Below are 16,455 nucleotides of genomic sequence, written 5' to 3' on the forward strand. Positions count from 1 at the left end.
ATCGACCCGCCTGCGTATCACTGTATTTTTTGATGCAACTCGATAAGTTCAGTAATCAATTCCCGCGCTAACATGGCATTCATCAAATGATCCTGAGCATGTACCAGCACCAGTGTAACCTTGGTTTTCCCTTCTCCCTGATCGGCTTCAATCAGTTGTGTCTGCACCAAGTGGGCTTCATTCAAGGCTTTCCGGGACTGCGCCATCAGTTCATCTGCTTGTGCAAAATCACCGGCTTTGGCATGTTTCAGTGCGTTATAGGCAAGGCTACGGGCTTGGCCCGCGTTGATGATAAGCCCCATGACCACATCTTCCAGCGCATTACTGGTTTGTTCGTTATCAACGATGCTATTTAAATCAAACATACAATTACTCCGTTAATTAAAGCCATTTTGCCTTGCAACATCCGCAAATCAATAGCCACTTTTCTTTAGCACTTGAGTCTGGTCCGCATATTGAGCCGGACCAATCCATAACGATTTTTATAGGTTTTGAGCCAAAACCATAACACTCAAACAGGTTGTAACCTTTAGAATTTCAGGCTGTTAGCCACATCGTCTTCGCTTTCGACAGTACGGTCGATCTCGCCCTGTGCTTTATTGGCAATAATAACGAACGGGAGATAAACCAGTGTTGCCACACCCAAGTTGAATAAACTTAATAATAACGCAGCAATGCTGCCATTGGTGTTAAAGAATGCACCTAGCCCTGCGGGCATAGTCCACGGAGCAATATTGGTGATCGGAGGAATAAGGCCACTGTAATAAGCTACTGACGTGATAATGGCTAATATCGGCTGAACCATGATAAATGGAATAAACATTAGCGGGTTCATAATGACCGGTAAGCCAAACAGGATTGGTTCGTTGATCTGGAAAATACTCGCCGGCGCCGCCAGCTTTGCAACCTGCCGATAATCCTCACGGCGAGAAGCAATAAAGATGGCAATAATAAGTCCCAACGTTGCGCCGGTTCCGCCCAAGAAAATATAGGAATCGACAAACGGCTTGGCCCACATATGGAACTCTTTACCGGCAGCCAGTGCAGCCTCAACCGAACCATATTGGGTATAGGTTGCCACGTTTTCCAACGCGAACGGCATCATGATGCCATTCTCCAGCGCAGACAAGGCCATAGCACCATGCACACCAAAGAACCACAGCAGAGAGGAGAACATCACATACACCCACCCCACGACACTGCCCATTTTTGACAGCGGGGCGGAGATGGAATCAATAATGATTTGATGGAAGTTAGTGCCATATAGCGCCAGGGTGTATGAAATCAGCCCCATGATGGAAAGAATGATAAAACCAGGAATCAACGCCGAGAAAGAACGGGAAACGGAAGTCGGTACACTATCTGGCAGGCGGATAACCCAATTACGTCGGACAATAAAGGTGAAGACTTCAGCAACCACCAGACCGATGATGATACCCGAGATGATATTAGCCCCCCCGAGCCAATTGGCACCAACTGCATAGGCTTCGCCAACACTGAACGGGGTCACAGTCATAAAGGCCGCGATGGCCAGTAAGGCGGCAGAGAGGGGATCCACTTTTTTCTCTTCGGCCAATGCCATACTGATAAAGAATGGCGTCATTAACGACATAATCCCGAGCGTTCCGTTATAAACGTTACCGCCGATGGCTTTCCAACCATTTAGCATGGTAATGGTATCGCCGTCTAACCGCACCCCCATTGAAAAGAAGAATGATCCTTCACCAAAACTTAAGAAAACATTATTAATTAGAACGAACATAGCCCCAGTCAAGGTTAATGGCATCAGCCGGATAAACCCGTTCTTGATGGCATTAACGTGTTGCTGTCTGCCAATTCTAATGGCGAAGGGTAATATGACCTTCTCCAACGACGTAATAAATGTGCTCACAGTGATCCCCTTATTGTTTTGCTTTTTTTATTGCGGCCACAGCTGCTTTTAATACCCCTAACCCATCAACTTTGCCGTAAAGAAGCGCATCGATCACTTCGACGGGTTTATTCGGGAACATTTTGGCTATTTCAGGCAACATATAGGCGATTTGCGGCCCCAGTAAGATCACATCAGCATGGGTACCCTGCACCGACGCCAGCGCTTCTGGGTAAGCATTAATAATAACCGGTACCTCATACTTTTCTGCTTGCACTTTCATTTTGGAAACCAATAGCGAGGTAGACATACCAGCAGAGCAAAACAGATAAATTTTTTTCTTTTCCATACCCAACACCTTTTGATGTTCAAAAGACACAAGTTATTGATATGCCAGTTGCAATGGTAAACGTCCCTTTATCTGTACCTCATTGCGCGCCTTAGCCCACATCCATTGTCTCTGGTTGTCGGCAGTATACGGAGTTGGTAGATAAAGCAGTAATCCAAGGCTTACAATAATCGTCTCATATTGACTTTGCAGATTGACAACCTTCACATTTTTCAACTATCTCAATGTGATGGTTATCGCAAAATGGCTAATTTTTTTCTTGACGAAATAAGTTTAATCCATTGATATTAAATAAATTTTTATTATTTTATTTACAGAAGATACCCTAACTTAAGGCAATAGAAAATAGTCATAATATAAATTAGCAAATCTTATTATTTTTGCTGGCTGCCGAATGTTTTGTATTGAGGAAAGAAACGCCATTTAGACCCAACAGGCGTAGTGATCAATATGCAGATTATTTTGTGTGTTAAATAACTGCGCTTAATAATTATCCACTTTCGTCATCCCCCTTGCGAGACAAGGGATTGGATCAATTTTGCTGCCAAATGCCATGGTATTAAGTTGGTAGCACACAGCTTTTACTGTGTAATCATATGCTCAAAAATGACAGGTGTAGCGGTAAAATACGTAGTTATTTAGGCAATGACTCTTCGCTTTAAAAACAATCTAATGGCACCGAGCCTATTTGGGCGATTGCACATTAAGAATGTGATGATGTAATATCGGAGATCATAACTTATTTTAAAATATTTAATTAAATATGTAGAATGCAAATTAGTAATTGATAATTATTATATGTTAATATTGAGTCTAAAGTTTGGATGGTCATACACTTACAATCATTTTTGAACAAAAAGCACAACTAAACATTAACTTTTATTATACAAAGGATGTATTTACAATGTCTTATATGATTTACTTAACCCTCAATGGGGCGCAGCAAGGGCTAATTTCAGCGGGATGTTCATCGATTGAATCAATCGGGAATAGATGCCAATCTGGGCATGAAGATAAAATACAAGTATTAGGGTTAAATCATCTTATCACCAGGGAACAACACGTTTCTCATCACCCTATAGACTTTATAAAACCAATAGACAAATCATCTCCTTTATTAACTATAGCTATCTCTAATAATGAGAAACTAACAGCTAGCTTTTATTTTTACAGAACGAATGCAACAGGTCAAATGGAGGTTTTCTACGAAGTAAAATTAACAGGCGCAAGTATTATTGATATTTCATCAACATACCCTCACTCTATCAATAATAATGAATTAATGCCATATGATCGAGTATTATTAAGATATGACTCTATAACGGTTGAACATAAAATAGCCGGCACTTCAGGTTATAGCATATGGGATGACAGAGTTTATTGATGCAAGACAGAGCATATTGAATGTTAAAATATGCTCTGTTTTAGTCACCTCTGCCATTTACTATCAAAATGAGCATATATTATAGCGATCACTACAGCGCCGATAATAACTAATCGTCCCCATATCTCTGTAAAATACACCATGCAGATTAGCCACCAACCTACAAAAAAAACAACAACCAATCCATACAATAAAAATTCCTTGATAAACGATGTAAATAGTCTTTTTAATTCGTCCATAACCGACCTATTTAATTATATGCGATTTCATTTATTATTCTTATTATATCTTCAGATGTTTTATTGATATTTTTATTATGAATGACATGTGATAACACTGGAGATAATATAAAATAAAGCATTTCTATGTCTTTGGAATATAGCAAACTATAATATGCTGGGTTATCTCTTTTCAAACCAGAAGCTGCAATTGATGCTTTTTCTATATATCCATAAAACTGAAAACCAAGCATTGAAACGTTAGAGTAGCTTCTTATTTTCATTCGTATCTTTGGGTTTAAGTAAAGACACTCACTTAAAGTAGTAGCGATTGCATAAGATATTGACAGCTTAGTCGCTTTTGATGTTGCAAATTTAGCAGAGCCTTTTAATAACTTATCGAAAATTTCTTTTTGTTTGTTTTCATCAAAGTTCTGCAACAAATACTCTACATATATTCTTGTCATAAACATGACTATATCACGTTCTTTAATGGCTTTAACGACAGCCAGTCCCATTCTGTAGTCTTCACTATTTATATTTTCGTATACATCTTTATATCCGTCAAAAAAGTATGATGATCGCCAAATCGTTCTTTTCACCCCCATCTGAATTGAGTTGATGGTGTTTTCAGCGACGTCACCCAATGCGGCTGCTGTTTTATCAACATGTAAAGCTAGGTTTCTCGATGCTTCCATTCTTCTTTGCATGTAATATTTTAGGTCGTCAGCCATAATCAATCCATTAACTCATTTCATTGGGGTAACTATTGTACAGCCAAATTTCTAACTTTACATATCATTCAACGTAATAGTTTTCATTTCTATGAACAAACAGACAAAAATAGCCATTTGAGATTTTTCTCTATTCAAGCGAAATAACTGCACGTAATAGTAGTTCACTAAGGTAACTCAATCCGGTTTAAGTGTTCTGAACAATCGTTGAATCACAACCGGACGGAGTTATGCCAGTCATAGCACCAATACCCAAAAACGAACGCATCCAGATGGAAAAAATTGTGCCGTCCATGCTGTCTTTTATGAGGATGAAGTAGATATCGATTTGAATTTCAAGACCGGTGCTGACTGGCAGAAAAAATAGAGCTATTATGGCTGGCCTTGCACGAAACCGTCACGCGTAATCATCGCTGTAAAATAATGTGGCAATTATTAGCCAATGTCAGACACGTTATGAAAGCGACGTCACCTTTTCCAAGTAAAAAATATGGACTAACAAAAGTGTAGCGATAGTAAGTGCAGTTATTAATAAAGAGGATATTTGAAAATACGTGAACCGAAAGAAGTCGTCAGGCTGCGGCGGAATGAATAACCCTGCAAATAGAACTAACGCAGAGCCATAAACCGAGGAAACGCCCTATCGATATAAACTGTCATACGTAATAAGTGAAATATTCTTTAATCACTATTTCCGCTAAATTTTTTGACAAAAAATTAAAACAGAAGCGCAATAATAACATTCAGATATTATTTCAGTGTTTAATCAATAAAGCCACCAGTGTAGTAATAAAACTGGAGTTATTTTTATTTTTTACTTTATTGATGGCGGACAAAAAAACCGAACATATCATCAGATTAAAATAAATAGGTGCGCGATATTTATCATTTTACTGTCTACTTTAGACTACAATTATTTGACTCAAACTAATCGTCATTGAGGCTTTATTATGACTGCAATCGATGTAATGTGGGTGGGATTGGGTGGAGGTATCGGCTCACTTTTACGATGGTGGATAGGATTAAGTATTGGCAAAGTCTATAAAGGTAATTTTCCACTCGGTACATTTTTAATCAATATTTCCGGTGCATTTGTCATTGGCTATCTGAGTATTTTGTTCAGTGTTGATTGGCGCGACCGCTACGGCGACTTAATGAATGCCGCCGTATTGACTGGGATTCTAGGCGGTTATACCACCTTCAGCAGTATGCAATTAGATGCGGCCAAACTGGCCACCGCCCAAGGCAGAGCAATTGCCGCCGGATATCTGATTATTTCTGTATTGGTCGGTTTAGCCGCCGCAGCCTTCGGCGCCTGGCTGGCTTACTAATTGGGAGGAATAATTATGCCAAATCTTATTATCTTAGTCTTTGTCGGTGGTGCTTTTGGTGCCATGTGCCGTGAATTTATTATGCTGTCGGTGCCACGTCTGGCTGATGGATTTCCGATGGATATCTTTGTTGCTAATATTATTGCAGCATTTCTATTGGGGCTAACAACCTCTTTCTTTAAGAAAGATAAAATTAACCAGTATGTACATCTGATGGTGGGCACCGGGATTATGGGCGGTCTTTCAACCTTCTCCAGTTTCGTATTTGGCGCAGTAGAAATGATGAAAAACCCTACCGGAGTTTTGGTTTCAATCTGTTATTTAGTCGCCAGTTTGATTGTTGGCTTTATTGCTGTCGAGTTGGGTTTGATGATCGGGCCAAAAGAGAAACCTAAAGATCCACAAGTTGCATCTGAATAAATAGCCGATAAAAACCAAGGCTCGTGATCCAAAAAAACACCCTCAATTAACCGAGGGTGTTTTGACATAAACACAGTGATAGCGGGCTATTAATGATATCAATCCAGTTTCTGGCAATTACCAAAGAACATTTCCGTAATAAGGGCATTATTGATGGTATCGCCGTTCAGGGTCCTGACCAGTAACTCACTGCCTAACAATGGCAAAGAGAAGACCATGTCTGGATTGACTCTTTTAACTTTTTCCATATTCTGAGTTTCATTGACCAGTGCCAGTGTTTTCGTCCCCGCACCCGCAATTTCTTTAGCCGCCAAAATGGTAAAGGTGTTATCAGCATCATTATTGCACAACACGATAATATATTTTGCTTTCGCCGCACCGGCTAATTTTAGCGTGGCAACAGAAGAAGGATCACCCTCGATAATATCGGCATCGGAAGGGAAATCATGTTGGCTACCTACTGCACAAACCACAGTGACATCATCACCTCGGTCACGCAGACCTTTATATACATTCAGCGCCAAAGAGTTGATGCCGACAATAATAAAATGATTTTTACGTTCCACGTGAGAAATCCTACCTTTAACTATGCGTTTAATATTATTACTGATTATCGGGCCGGCAATGGAAGCAATTGAGGTAGCAAAAACAGTTATACCGGCAATAATCACCGTAAGAGTAAACATTCTCGCCACAGTGGTATGCGGGATAATATCCCCGAACCCCACCGTCGACATACACACAATCGCAAAATAGAATGCGGTGGGTAAATCAGTCACCACTGGGGCAAACTCATCGCCCATATAGAGCGTACCCAACATGCTATAGACGATTAATGAAGCGATACTCACAACAGCAAAGAACGTACCGCTGCCGAGGCTGTAATAATCAAACCGCCGCCAATAAAAGAGCAGTGCTAAGATAATCACGATGGAGTAAATCGTCAGGCTATCATATTTTTTCGCGATGAAAAGATTGATGGCAATAAGAGTAAATAACAATAATACCGATAAAAACCATGCTGTACGGGTTTTCATTGATAATGCATATGCCATCAATATCAAGACCAGACCGATCATAAATTGCGGGATTTCGAATAATTCCAGAAAACTTAATGCCTCCTTCCAAGTATTGAAGTTATTTATTGCATCGCTTGAATGTGCAATCGCCCGATAGAGTACCGGGCTTAAAATTAGATACCCGTTAATTGCCACCAAAATGGCAAGAAAAATGGGTACCGACACCTTAGCTCTAAGTTCCCGTAATATTTTCATCGATAGAGTGACTAAAATTGTTATAGGTAAATTTAGTATAGATAAAAAATGAGAAAAATCATGTTTAAATTAAATTATTTTGATGAAAATCAATTGATGTTTTTATCTAAACATCAGAACCACACGTATACATGGCAAGCTAAGACTTACTGGTAGTGAATTTAACTTACAGAAAAAGATACCTTGGGGTATTATCATAAAACAATATAATTTACTCATAAAACTTATTTTTCATAGCTTTACACGGTGTAAACTTCACTACACTAAATTGTGTAAAAAAACAGATCTAGATATTGGCAATAGTGCTAGTTATGAACAATAATATATGCACTCCCACATCTCGTAAGCGTTGGAGTTTTATACTAGAGTGATGCTTATCATCACCCTTTATTTAATACTTTTAATATTGACACTCCGAGTTTATACCCTAAATAATTCGAGTTGCAGGAAGGCGGCAAGCGAGAGAGTCCTGATGCATTTATTTATTTTAAGGTCAACGACCAGTAAGTAACTCGGATGATTGAATGTAGCCAACGCACATGCAGTTTGAATAATGACGGGTATAAAGGTTATTACCGCATTTGTATTTTACAAGTAAATAAGGAAAATAAACATGTCCTACAAATCACTGCGTAATATTGCACTGACTGGTTTACTTCTTTCCGCTGCGGCAACTACCTTTGCAGCAACGCCGACAGGTACCACGCCGAGCGATATGACCTGCAAAGAGTTCCTGAATCTGAATCCTAAATCATTTACTCCGGTAGTTTATTGGGTATTAAACGATGACACCCAATATAAACAAGGTGACTATGTTGATCTGCATGAGACCGATACCATTGTGACACCTAAAGTGGTCGAGGTATGTAAGAAGGCCCCAGAAAGTAAACTGTCTGAAATTAAACAGGATATTTTAAATTTCGCCAAAAAACATAAGATGTAATAACAAGTGTACATGTAATAACAAACACGATATGTAACCAGTAAAAAGACACTCATTAATCGTTACCGGTTAATGAGTGTCTCTATGTAATAGTGCTCCCATCGATACACCTCATCAAGAAGCACCTCGCTATATGAGAACGTTAGTTATATAACAATTAACTCTCTATAAATATTACTTAGCGGCTTACATTTAGTTTGTCATAACCACGGACATAATAATTAACAATAGAAACTAACCAACAAAATATAAACATCCCTATAATCCAGTAACCGATCTGACCTAAGTTCTCGCTAATGTTATTAATTGGTGTCCAGATACCGCCAGTTAAATTTAATTTATCGGCAATTAAGCCTAATGCTTCAATGCCACCGATAAAGAAAGCAATCATCACCGAAGCGGCTGTGATAGTGATATTGTAATAAAGCTTACGAACAGGTTTAGAGAATGCCCAACCATAAGCACCAATCATCACAAAATTATCCAGTGAATCGATCAATGCCATGCCAGCCGCAAATAAAATCGGAAACACCATTATCGACCATAAATTCATACCGTGAGTGGCGCTGGCCGCTGAGATCCCCAACACACCAATTTCAGTCGCGGTATCAAAACCTAAACCAAATAAAAAACCAACCGGATACATATGCCAGCTTTTATTGACCATATTAAATACACGTTTAAACATCCTGGATAACAGACCACCATTATTCACCACCAGAAGGTCAAGCTCTTCATCTTTATAAATATGACCGGCTTTAACCTGTTTAAATTTTTTATACACTGAAATCAGGATCGTTAAATTGAGAAAAGCAAATAACAGTAAAAAAACTGATGACACCAACGTCCCGATTAAACCACCGGTTTCGTGAAACCACGCCATATTATTTTTAAATGCCATGGCGGTCGCAGCAATTGCCAGTGAGGCTAGTATCACAATAGTTGAATGGCCGAGTGAGAAAAAAGTACCAACAGCAATCGGCGTTTTACCTTGTTGCATGAGTTTACGAGTGACATTATCAATAGCCGCAATATGATCTGCATCAACCGCATGGCGCAAACCAAAACTGTAGGCTAGAAAAGCCATTCCCATCAGCACGGCATTATCATTAAATTCAGCAAAGGCCCAAGCCCAAGCTAACCCGTTCACCACCAACAGGCCGATTAGCAGGTAGATAGCTCTGCGCTTTGTTTGCTGATTACCAAAGGCGCTGCTGCTGGCGATTATTGTCGTCATATTCGCACTCCAGATTATTTTCAACCCTACCCGTTCTGAGCTGTCGTTATCGCTGACAACACGATAACGACAATAATTTGAGGTCTATATGATCGATAAAATATGACCAGTAAAATATTCAGAACCAAGAATGTCTTAAATTTAATCGCTACTGTCGGTGCTCTGGCATGATATCTTTATTCGGTACCAGGAATAGCCACGAAGCCAATACAAAAGGCATGGTTAAAGTAGGAATACCGATAGGTAATAATAGGGTGTTCAGTGCGCCTTGAACGAATACCGTAAAAATAACCCCGATAACGGTATAAGCTAAAACACGCCAACTGGGCTTATTAAACGTCGACCCCAGTGCTATCGCGGTAAGTACCGCACTGAAAGCATAAAGCCCGTCATTAATGCTGCGATGATCCGCATCAAGGAGGGTGGCGGTGAGGATCGCCAATATAGCGCCACACAGAGCAAAAACAGCCGCCCAAAGTGATTCAATAGCCAACCCGATGACAAACAGGATGCCAGCGATCAGGCTACTGAATAAGAACACCTGTGAAACACCATGGAACATGCTGACGAAAATGTTGGTGCCAGCAAACGTATTACTGGCCTCTAATACCAGTTGCTGTGGTAAAGCCGGTACTGGTAATCCACTGCTATGTAGGCCAGCAAAGGCATAGCTGGCCAATAAGACCATCCAAGTGGTTAATACAAAAGGTGCCGTCAGTGCAGCCACTTTCCAGGTTTTTAAAATATCAGCGATACAGACGGTAACAATCACCGAAACGATACTGCCCAAGACAATGCAGGCCCATAGCACCGGTGTGACGATCAGAAAGGTGGGTAGTGCGGCACCAACCAAACAACCGTTATAGCCGTATAACCCTGAGCGCCATGATTTACGGTCACGGATGCTCAACCCGGTGAGTGTGGCAACCAGCGTTCCCAGAACACAACCATAAGCGACCGCCGGGTTACCTTCACCATAAGCACCTATGAATATTGCGATGAAAAAGAATAGCCCGGTCAGTGGGTTATTCTGAAACATTACCTGAGCACAACCGCGCAAAGTCGTATCGATAAATTCAATGAAAACATTTGAATTGGCAAGCTGCCCCCAACCTGATTGGTTGACTGTTTTAGCATTCATTATTTTACCCTTCTACTTGAAGCTGCAGCGGTATTCGCTGCTCTCACTCACTCGGAATCACTGATTGATGTGGCGCTAGCTGCTTTCACTTACTTGGATCACTGCTGATAAACGAGGCTGGGTACCCAGCCTCTCAGACTGCTGACAAACCCCGATGACGCGATCTTGAACGGTGAGGATAGGCAGAAGAGTAAAGAGTCCGCGCCAAGGATGGCGCGGCTCGAGCCCCCAGGGAAGGGTTTATGGCGTCTTTACGATCTGCCTGTTCTCTCCGTCGCGGGCACTTTGTCAATAACCTCCGAGGCTGGGTACCCAGCCTCTATTCAATAAACTGACTTATTCGCCCCTTTTTACCCTTAAAATGGCGCATCAAAACAGCAAAATCAGCGCCACAAAAATTGTTCAGGCAATGTGACGCCTAAAATCTCTTCGCGGGCTATCTTCCAAAATTGGCGAATCTCTGCCTTTACACCAGCGCTATCGATGCCCAGCGCCTTGAAAACTAAACCACAATCATTAGGTAGACGTGTCGCGCCGCTGGCAATCCCCCCTTTGATATCAAAATGAGCCGGAACCCGTGCCAGAATGCGGTCATGATACTCTTTGGGCGTTAATAAAATCACGTTACCAAACGCATCAAAAGTTTGCATGACACCCACAGCGTCAAGGCTTTCTACTTTTGGTTCTAATACGTACTTCTCAACAAACAGTTCTTTGCCCGCCAGATTTTGTGCTGCCACCCGAGAGGAATAAACATCAAAACCAAATCTCTCTTCAGCATGGTGATATTTACGCCCGGACATCAGCACTTCAGAATAAATTACGGTCGCAGTGGGGTGAATGCTGATCGTGGTATCAGTAATAAAACGAGAATTTCGATGAGGAATTAGCGGGTCTGGCATAAATTCCAGATAACCGCCTTCCTCCACAATGAAATTCTGGATCTGCGAGGCGTAGTTCGCATTCATCATGTGAACTTTTGTGGCTGATTGCGTGGTGACGTGAGCACAAGCCCCCGCTTCAACATGCACATCGGTAGCTAACCGATCACCTTGTAAAATACAACCTGATGTCGAAATCATGGTGACACAAGGTAACTCAGGTATTTCTTCATCCCAGTACAGTGCTTTCTGTACCAATGATGGCACCCGCCTTTCCATTTCGGCCAAAATACTGCGATGTTCACGTTTGGCAAATCTCAGTTTCAGATAGCCACTTTTCCCAACCGCCCCGCTACGCATTTGCGCCGGTTCATCCTGATATTTCGCTAATTCCGGCGCGTTAACACCTAATGCGTGAGCGCGAACCCGTGAAGGAGTCTCCACGATATTCTGGCTCTGTGCTGTCATGCCTGTTCTCCTTCTGGCTGTACGTGGGTAAACAGGAAATCTCGCATAATCATATCGACCAGTTCTTCAATGCCTTGGCCAGTTTTGCAATTGGTCAGAATATAAGGGCGATTGCCGCGCACGACTTTGGTATCACTCTCCATGACATCCAGGCTGGCACCGACATAAGGTGCCAGGTCAATTTTATTGATCACTAAAATGTCTGCCTGAACCAGGCCGGGGCCATTTTTACGAGGAATTTTTTCACCTTCCGCCACATCAATAACATAGATGTAGAAGTCTGCCAGTGCGGGACTGAATGTCAGTGTCAGGTTATCCCCGCCGCTTTCAATCATAATCAGGTCGCTTTCAGGGAAGCGCTCTTCCATCTCTTCTACCGCAGCAATGTTCATGCTCGGGTCTTCGCGCACGGCGGTATGCGGGCAAGCGCCAGTTTCTACCCCAAGGATCTTCTCTTCGTCCAGAATACCTTTCAGCGTCCGTTTTACCTGTTTGGCATCCTCGGTCGTCACAATGTCATTGGTGATAATCAGTGGCTTAATGCCTCGTTTAATCAGGATCGGGGTAATGACTTCGATAATGGCCGTTTTCCCCGAACCTACCGGACCACCAATACCAATACGGGTTATTTTTTTACGAGCTGTGCTTTTATCGGTCACGGGATAATCCTCTTCATTCTTTTTATCTGATTTGGGTATGTACTCGGCTAACACCTCACCGCAGTACCCTGAATTCATTTTTATCGATGCATTATTCATGTATCGATCGTTCACACCGCGGCCACTCAGTTACTAAAGAGGCGAATATGGGCTTTCACATGTACGGCGGCCAAAACATCCACAATCGGGACATAAGAAGACATCTGGTTAATATCGCCGATCTCGGCAATATCGCAGAATTTCTCAATGTCATAGTTCAGTTCAAATAAGATATGTTGTGTATCGAAATGCGTAACGCGCATCAAGCGCATTGCCGCACTTAAAATGGTCATCGCCACACCGTATTGATGCATCACAACCACTTCCCGCTGCCCGATCCCTTGTGCTGCCATAACCACCGCTTGAGTCACCGGATAGGTGCCCGCCGTGTTGCCATTTTTGATTTGTTCCAACCACCAGCTGATCAATGGGTGCTCCACCACATGGATCGACATTTCTGCCAGCTTTTTACCCATGCGGGTTGCCATCAGGCGGCTTTCTTCATTTAACTTACGATTATTAACCGCCCAGTCAGCACGGATAATACCGTCACGGTCATCCGCCACAACAGCACGATGAGCCGCGACAACGCCCATGCCATCACAACTGGCCGCCTGCTTCAACGCTGTCAAAACGAAGCCTTTCAATGTTGCTACATCATGAACGATGCCGGTTTGAATGGCAGATTCCACGCCATTGGAAAACGTAAAGGCCCCGACCGGCAGTACGGAATCACCAAATTGCATGATACGGATGAGATCTGATGCGTTCATCGCGGAGCCTCGCTGCCTGAATCAGTGTTTATGGTCGTGGTCATGATCACCATGGCTATGGTCATGCTCGTGATCACCATGGCTATGGCCTTCTCCGTGGGAATGAATACCGTGAATGTGCAGACCAGAACCATGTGGCTCATCAAGGGGGCTGGCAACATGAACGTGCGTGTCGGTATCCTCAGCACCACCAAACAGTAGCCGGGCTTCGGAGTTCGTCAGCAGAGGTAAAATCTCGGCACCTTTCACGAAACGGAAAGGTAGGTGTTGGAAGCCGTGCGTCCTCATAACGGAGTCCATCATGGTTGTCGCAACGGTCAGAGGCACATACACTTCGTTATGCTTGGTAACCGCTTTCCAATGCTGATTACCCAGTGCGTGTCCCAGTTCAAAGCAGGTTTTAATTAATTCATCAGGTGAACGACTTTTCAGTTCACTTAAGTCAATCACCATCACATCACGTAGATTGATCTGTACCACCACTGCCACATTGGTTTCTTCATCCCATGCCAGTACATCACCATCAGCAAGGACGATGTTGCGGTCGAGGGAAATACCTAGATCCAGACCTTGAGTACTGGATTTTCGGCAACGGCTTTTTTGTGCTTCCCGTTGGTCCAGGATCAAAAGATCGAACGTGGCATCTTTAAGTTTTTCCCGCCAAACCGGATCTTTTTTCACATTGCCCAGAATGTGCTCTATCAAAATCATGTTGTTCACTCCTTGTGTCGATCAGTTGCCCACAGTAATGAAATCCTGTTCAACGATATTCAGCCCAAGGACTTTCCTACACCCCATACCAGGAACTGAATTTACCCTTCGTATTTGAAACCGCTGGCTATTAACGACGTTCATTTGCCGCCTACCCGCAACACCAATGACGTTGGATACCGCCTTTACTGTGAACAAGCTGAATGCTGAAACCGGGTATTACCCTACTTACTTTGAGTATTACAACGCCCCGGTAACTGGATTAGCGCTTCTACCTCAGGTTAGCCAAATAAATGTTATCCAAAGAAATAGCGCTGATTCATCGACGCAGTTGCAATTGGTTCACAGGTGGCATGTACCCCATCCACTTTTACTGCAAAGGTTTCAGGATCCACTTCAATGTTTGGTGTTTGGTCATTACGCACCAGATCACGTTTGGAGATCGTGCGGCAGTTTTTAACCGCTATCACTTGACGATCCAGCCCTGCTTTCTCTTTCACGCCATCATCAAGTGCAGCCTGGGAAACGAAAGTGACACAAGTGTCTTGTAGTGTTTTGCCCATCGCGCCAAACATTGGGCGGTAGAACACTGGCTGTGGTGTTGGCAGTGACGCATTTGGATCACCCATCGCGGCCCAGTTAATCATGCCACCTTTGATAACCATCTTCGGTTTCGCACCAAAGAAGCGTGGATCCCATAACACCAAATCGGCCATTTTACCCACTTCAACCGACCCGATAACATGGCTAACGCCCTGCGCAATCGCTGGGTTAATGGTGATTTTTGCCACATAGCGCAGCACGCGGAAATTATCGTTACTCGCCGCATCTTCCGGCAGTTTGCCCCGAGCAGCTTTCATCGCATCCGCGGTTTGCATAATACGCAACCAGTTTTCCCCTACGCGCCCCATGGCTTGTGAGTCACTGGAGAACATGGAGATAACCCCCATATCGTGCAGAACGTTTTCAGCAGCAATCGTTTCTGGGCGCACACGGCTTTCGGCAAAGGAGACGTCAGCAGGTACGTTCGGGTTAAGGTTGTGACACACCATAATCATGTCAAACAGCTCAGCCTGGCTGTTAACACCGTATGGCAGGGTTGGGTTAGTCGAACTTGGCAGTACGTTTGGCTGACTGGCCACCCGAATAATATCCGGCGCATGGCCTCCACCCGCCCCTTCGGTGTGGAACGTGTGGATCGTGCGGCCTTCGAACGCATCGATAGTATCTTCTACATAACCACATTCATTCAGGCTATCGGTATGAACCGAAACCTGAATATCCACCTCATCTGCCATCCGCAGCGCATGGCGCAAGGCATTCGCCGTCGCGCCCCAGTCTTCATGGACTTTATAGCCCACAACACCGGCAATAGCCTGTTCCAGCAACGGGCCGCGCCCGTATGAATTACCTTTCCCTAAAATACCGACGTTGACAGGTAACCCCTCTATCGAACGCAGCATTTGACGGATATTCCACGGCCCCGGTGTTACGGTTGTCCCGTTAGTGCCATCCGTTGGACCAATCCCCCCACCAAAGAATGTTGCGACACCGTTGGACAGCGCATGATAGGCCTGTTGCGGGGAGATTAGATGAATATGGGTATCGATACCGGCTGCGGTAAGAATCAAATGCTCACCAGAGATAGCATCAGTGCTAACACCGACCACCATACCCTGCGTCACCCCATCCATAACACCGGGGTTACCGCTCTTACCGATACCGACGATTTTGCCATCGCGGATACCGACGTCAGCTTTAATCACCCCTAAGCGAGCATCGACAATCGTGACGTTGGTAATCACCAGGTCAAGCACACCATTATCGCGGGTCAGATTATTATTGGCCCCCATCCCGTCACGCAGCGATTTTCCACCACCGTAAACCGACTCTTCACCATATCCACGCAGGTCTTTTTCGATTTCGATAAATAGATTGGTATCACCCAAACGGATTTTATCGCCAGTTGTTGGGCCAAATAGACCCGCGTACTCTTGCCGAGAAATTTGAGGCATCTGTCGCT

Annotated in this window: 16 protein-coding genes and 1 pseudogene; 5 read left to right on the top strand and 12 right to left on the bottom strand. The window is 43.3% G+C overall.

Annotated features, from left to right (window positions below; genetic code table 11):
- Nucleotides 1-17 precede the first annotated feature (17 nt).
- The 3 genes from chbA to AC971_RS04150 all read right to left on the bottom strand — a co-directional run bounded on the left by chbA (nucleotide 18) and on the right by AC971_RS04150 (nucleotide 2,219).
- Entirely contained in the window at nucleotides 18-365 is a 348-nt protein-coding gene (chbA, locus tag AC971_RS04140) for a PTS N,N'-diacetylchitobiose transporter subunit IIA (RefSeq protein ID WP_025380932.1), read from the bottom strand.
- 164 nt (nucleotides 366-529) lie between these two features.
- The gene (gene chbC / locus AC971_RS04145) at nucleotides 530-1,891 is read right to left on the bottom strand and encodes a PTS N,N'-diacetylchitobiose transporter subunit IIC (RefSeq protein WP_025380933.1); all 1,362 of its coding nucleotides are present in this window, start codon (nucleotides 1,889-1,891) and stop codon (nucleotides 530-532) included.
- Between the two features lie 10 nt (nucleotides 1,892-1,901).
- A complete protein-coding gene (locus tag AC971_RS04150; RefSeq protein ID WP_025380934.1) occupies nucleotides 1,902-2,219 on the bottom strand; it encodes a PTS sugar transporter subunit IIB in 318 nt (105 codons plus the stop codon).
- 904 nt (nucleotides 2,220-3,123) lie between these two features.
- Here AC971_RS04150 and AC971_RS04155 point away from each other — a divergent pair.
- Entirely contained in the window at nucleotides 3,124-3,603 is a 480-nt protein-coding gene (locus tag AC971_RS04155; protein WP_025380935.1) for an Hcp family type VI secretion system effector, read from the top strand.
- A gap of 250 nt (nucleotides 3,604-3,853) precedes the next feature.
- Here the strand turns inward: AC971_RS04155 and AC971_RS04165 are convergent, their stop codons facing one another.
- The gene (locus AC971_RS04165) at nucleotides 3,854-4,555 is read right to left on the bottom strand and encodes a hypothetical protein (protein ID WP_025380937.1); all 702 of its coding nucleotides are present in this window, start codon (nucleotides 4,553-4,555) and stop codon (nucleotides 3,854-3,856) included.
- A 360-nt stretch (nucleotides 4,556-4,915) separates the two neighbouring features.
- Here AC971_RS04165 and AC971_RS24630 point away from each other — a divergent pair.
- The 3 genes and pseudogenes from AC971_RS24630 to crcB (AC971_RS04175) form a co-directional block, all read left to right on the top strand.
- Nucleotides 4,916-5,065, top strand: a pseudogene (locus AC971_RS24630) (IS630 family transposase); the annotation flags it as partial.
- 440 nt (nucleotides 5,066-5,505) lie between these two features.
- A complete protein-coding gene (crcB, locus tag AC971_RS04170; protein ID WP_025380938.1) occupies nucleotides 5,506-5,886 on the top strand; it encodes a fluoride efflux transporter CrcB in 381 nt (126 codons plus the stop codon).
- A gap of 15 nt (nucleotides 5,887-5,901) precedes the next feature.
- Nucleotides 5,902-6,306 carry a fluoride efflux transporter CrcB gene (gene crcB, locus AC971_RS04175; protein ID WP_025380939.1) on the top strand — a complete coding sequence of 135 codons (405 nt, stop codon included), beginning with the start codon at nucleotides 5,902-5,904 and terminating at the stop codon, nucleotides 6,304-6,306.
- A 98-nt stretch (nucleotides 6,307-6,404) separates the two neighbouring features.
- On the opposite strand, the gene kch is transcribed toward crcB (AC971_RS04175), so the two are convergent.
- The gene (gene kch / locus AC971_RS04180; protein WP_025380940.1) at nucleotides 6,405-7,580 is read right to left on the bottom strand and encodes a voltage-gated potassium channel protein; all 1,176 of its coding nucleotides are present in this window, start codon (nucleotides 7,578-7,580) and stop codon (nucleotides 6,405-6,407) included.
- A gap of 613 nt (nucleotides 7,581-8,193) precedes the next feature.
- Between kch and hdeB the strand changes: the two genes are divergently transcribed.
- Entirely contained in the window at nucleotides 8,194-8,523 is a 330-nt protein-coding gene (hdeB, locus tag AC971_RS04185) for an acid-activated periplasmic chaperone HdeB (RefSeq protein WP_025380941.1), read from the top strand.
- 178 nt (nucleotides 8,524-8,701) lie between these two features.
- Here the strand turns inward: hdeB and AC971_RS04190 are convergent, their stop codons facing one another.
- From AC971_RS04190 to AC971_RS04220, 7 genes are all read right to left on the bottom strand, one after another.
- Nucleotides 8,702-9,760: a HoxN/HupN/NixA family nickel/cobalt transporter gene (locus AC971_RS04190; protein WP_025380942.1), complete on the bottom strand. Its 1,059-nt coding sequence runs from the start codon at nucleotides 9,758-9,760 to the stop codon at nucleotides 8,702-8,704.
- Nucleotides 9,761-9,908: 148 nt separating this feature from the next.
- Nucleotides 9,909-10,901: an urea transporter gene (gene yut, locus AC971_RS04195; protein ID WP_025380943.1), complete on the bottom strand. Its 993-nt coding sequence runs from the start codon at nucleotides 10,899-10,901 to the stop codon at nucleotides 9,909-9,911.
- Between the two features lie 383 nt (nucleotides 10,902-11,284).
- Nucleotides 11,285-12,250, bottom strand: coding sequence for an urease accessory protein UreD (locus AC971_RS04200; protein WP_025380944.1), 966 nt, complete (start codon nucleotides 12,248-12,250; stop codon nucleotides 11,285-11,287).
- Complete coding sequence (gene ureG, locus AC971_RS04205; RefSeq protein ID WP_002212232.1) at nucleotides 12,247-12,909, bottom strand: urease accessory protein UreG; 663 nt, start codon at nucleotides 12,907-12,909, stop codon at nucleotides 12,247-12,249. The genes AC971_RS04200 and ureG overlap by 4 nt, the downstream gene beginning before the upstream one ends.
- Nucleotides 12,910-13,034: 125 nt before the next feature.
- The gene (locus AC971_RS04210; protein WP_025380945.1) at nucleotides 13,035-13,721 is read right to left on the bottom strand and encodes an urease accessory protein UreF; all 687 of its coding nucleotides are present in this window, start codon (nucleotides 13,719-13,721) and stop codon (nucleotides 13,035-13,037) included.
- Between the two features lie 21 nt (nucleotides 13,722-13,742).
- Nucleotides 13,743-14,432, bottom strand: a complete 690-nt coding sequence (gene ureE / locus AC971_RS04215) for an urease accessory protein UreE (RefSeq protein WP_025380946.1) — start codon at nucleotides 14,430-14,432, stop codon at nucleotides 13,743-13,745.
- A 296-nt stretch (nucleotides 14,433-14,728) separates the two neighbouring features.
- Nucleotides 14,729-16,447 carry an urease subunit alpha gene (locus tag AC971_RS04220; RefSeq protein ID WP_025380947.1) on the bottom strand — a complete coding sequence of 573 codons (1,719 nt, stop codon included), beginning with the start codon at nucleotides 16,445-16,447 and terminating at the stop codon, nucleotides 14,729-14,731.
- Nucleotides 16,448-16,455 lie beyond the last annotated feature (8 nt).

Source organism: Yersinia similis (assembly GCF_001053095.1).
Lineage (GTDB): Bacteria > Pseudomonadota > Gammaproteobacteria > Enterobacterales > Enterobacteriaceae > Yersinia > Yersinia similis.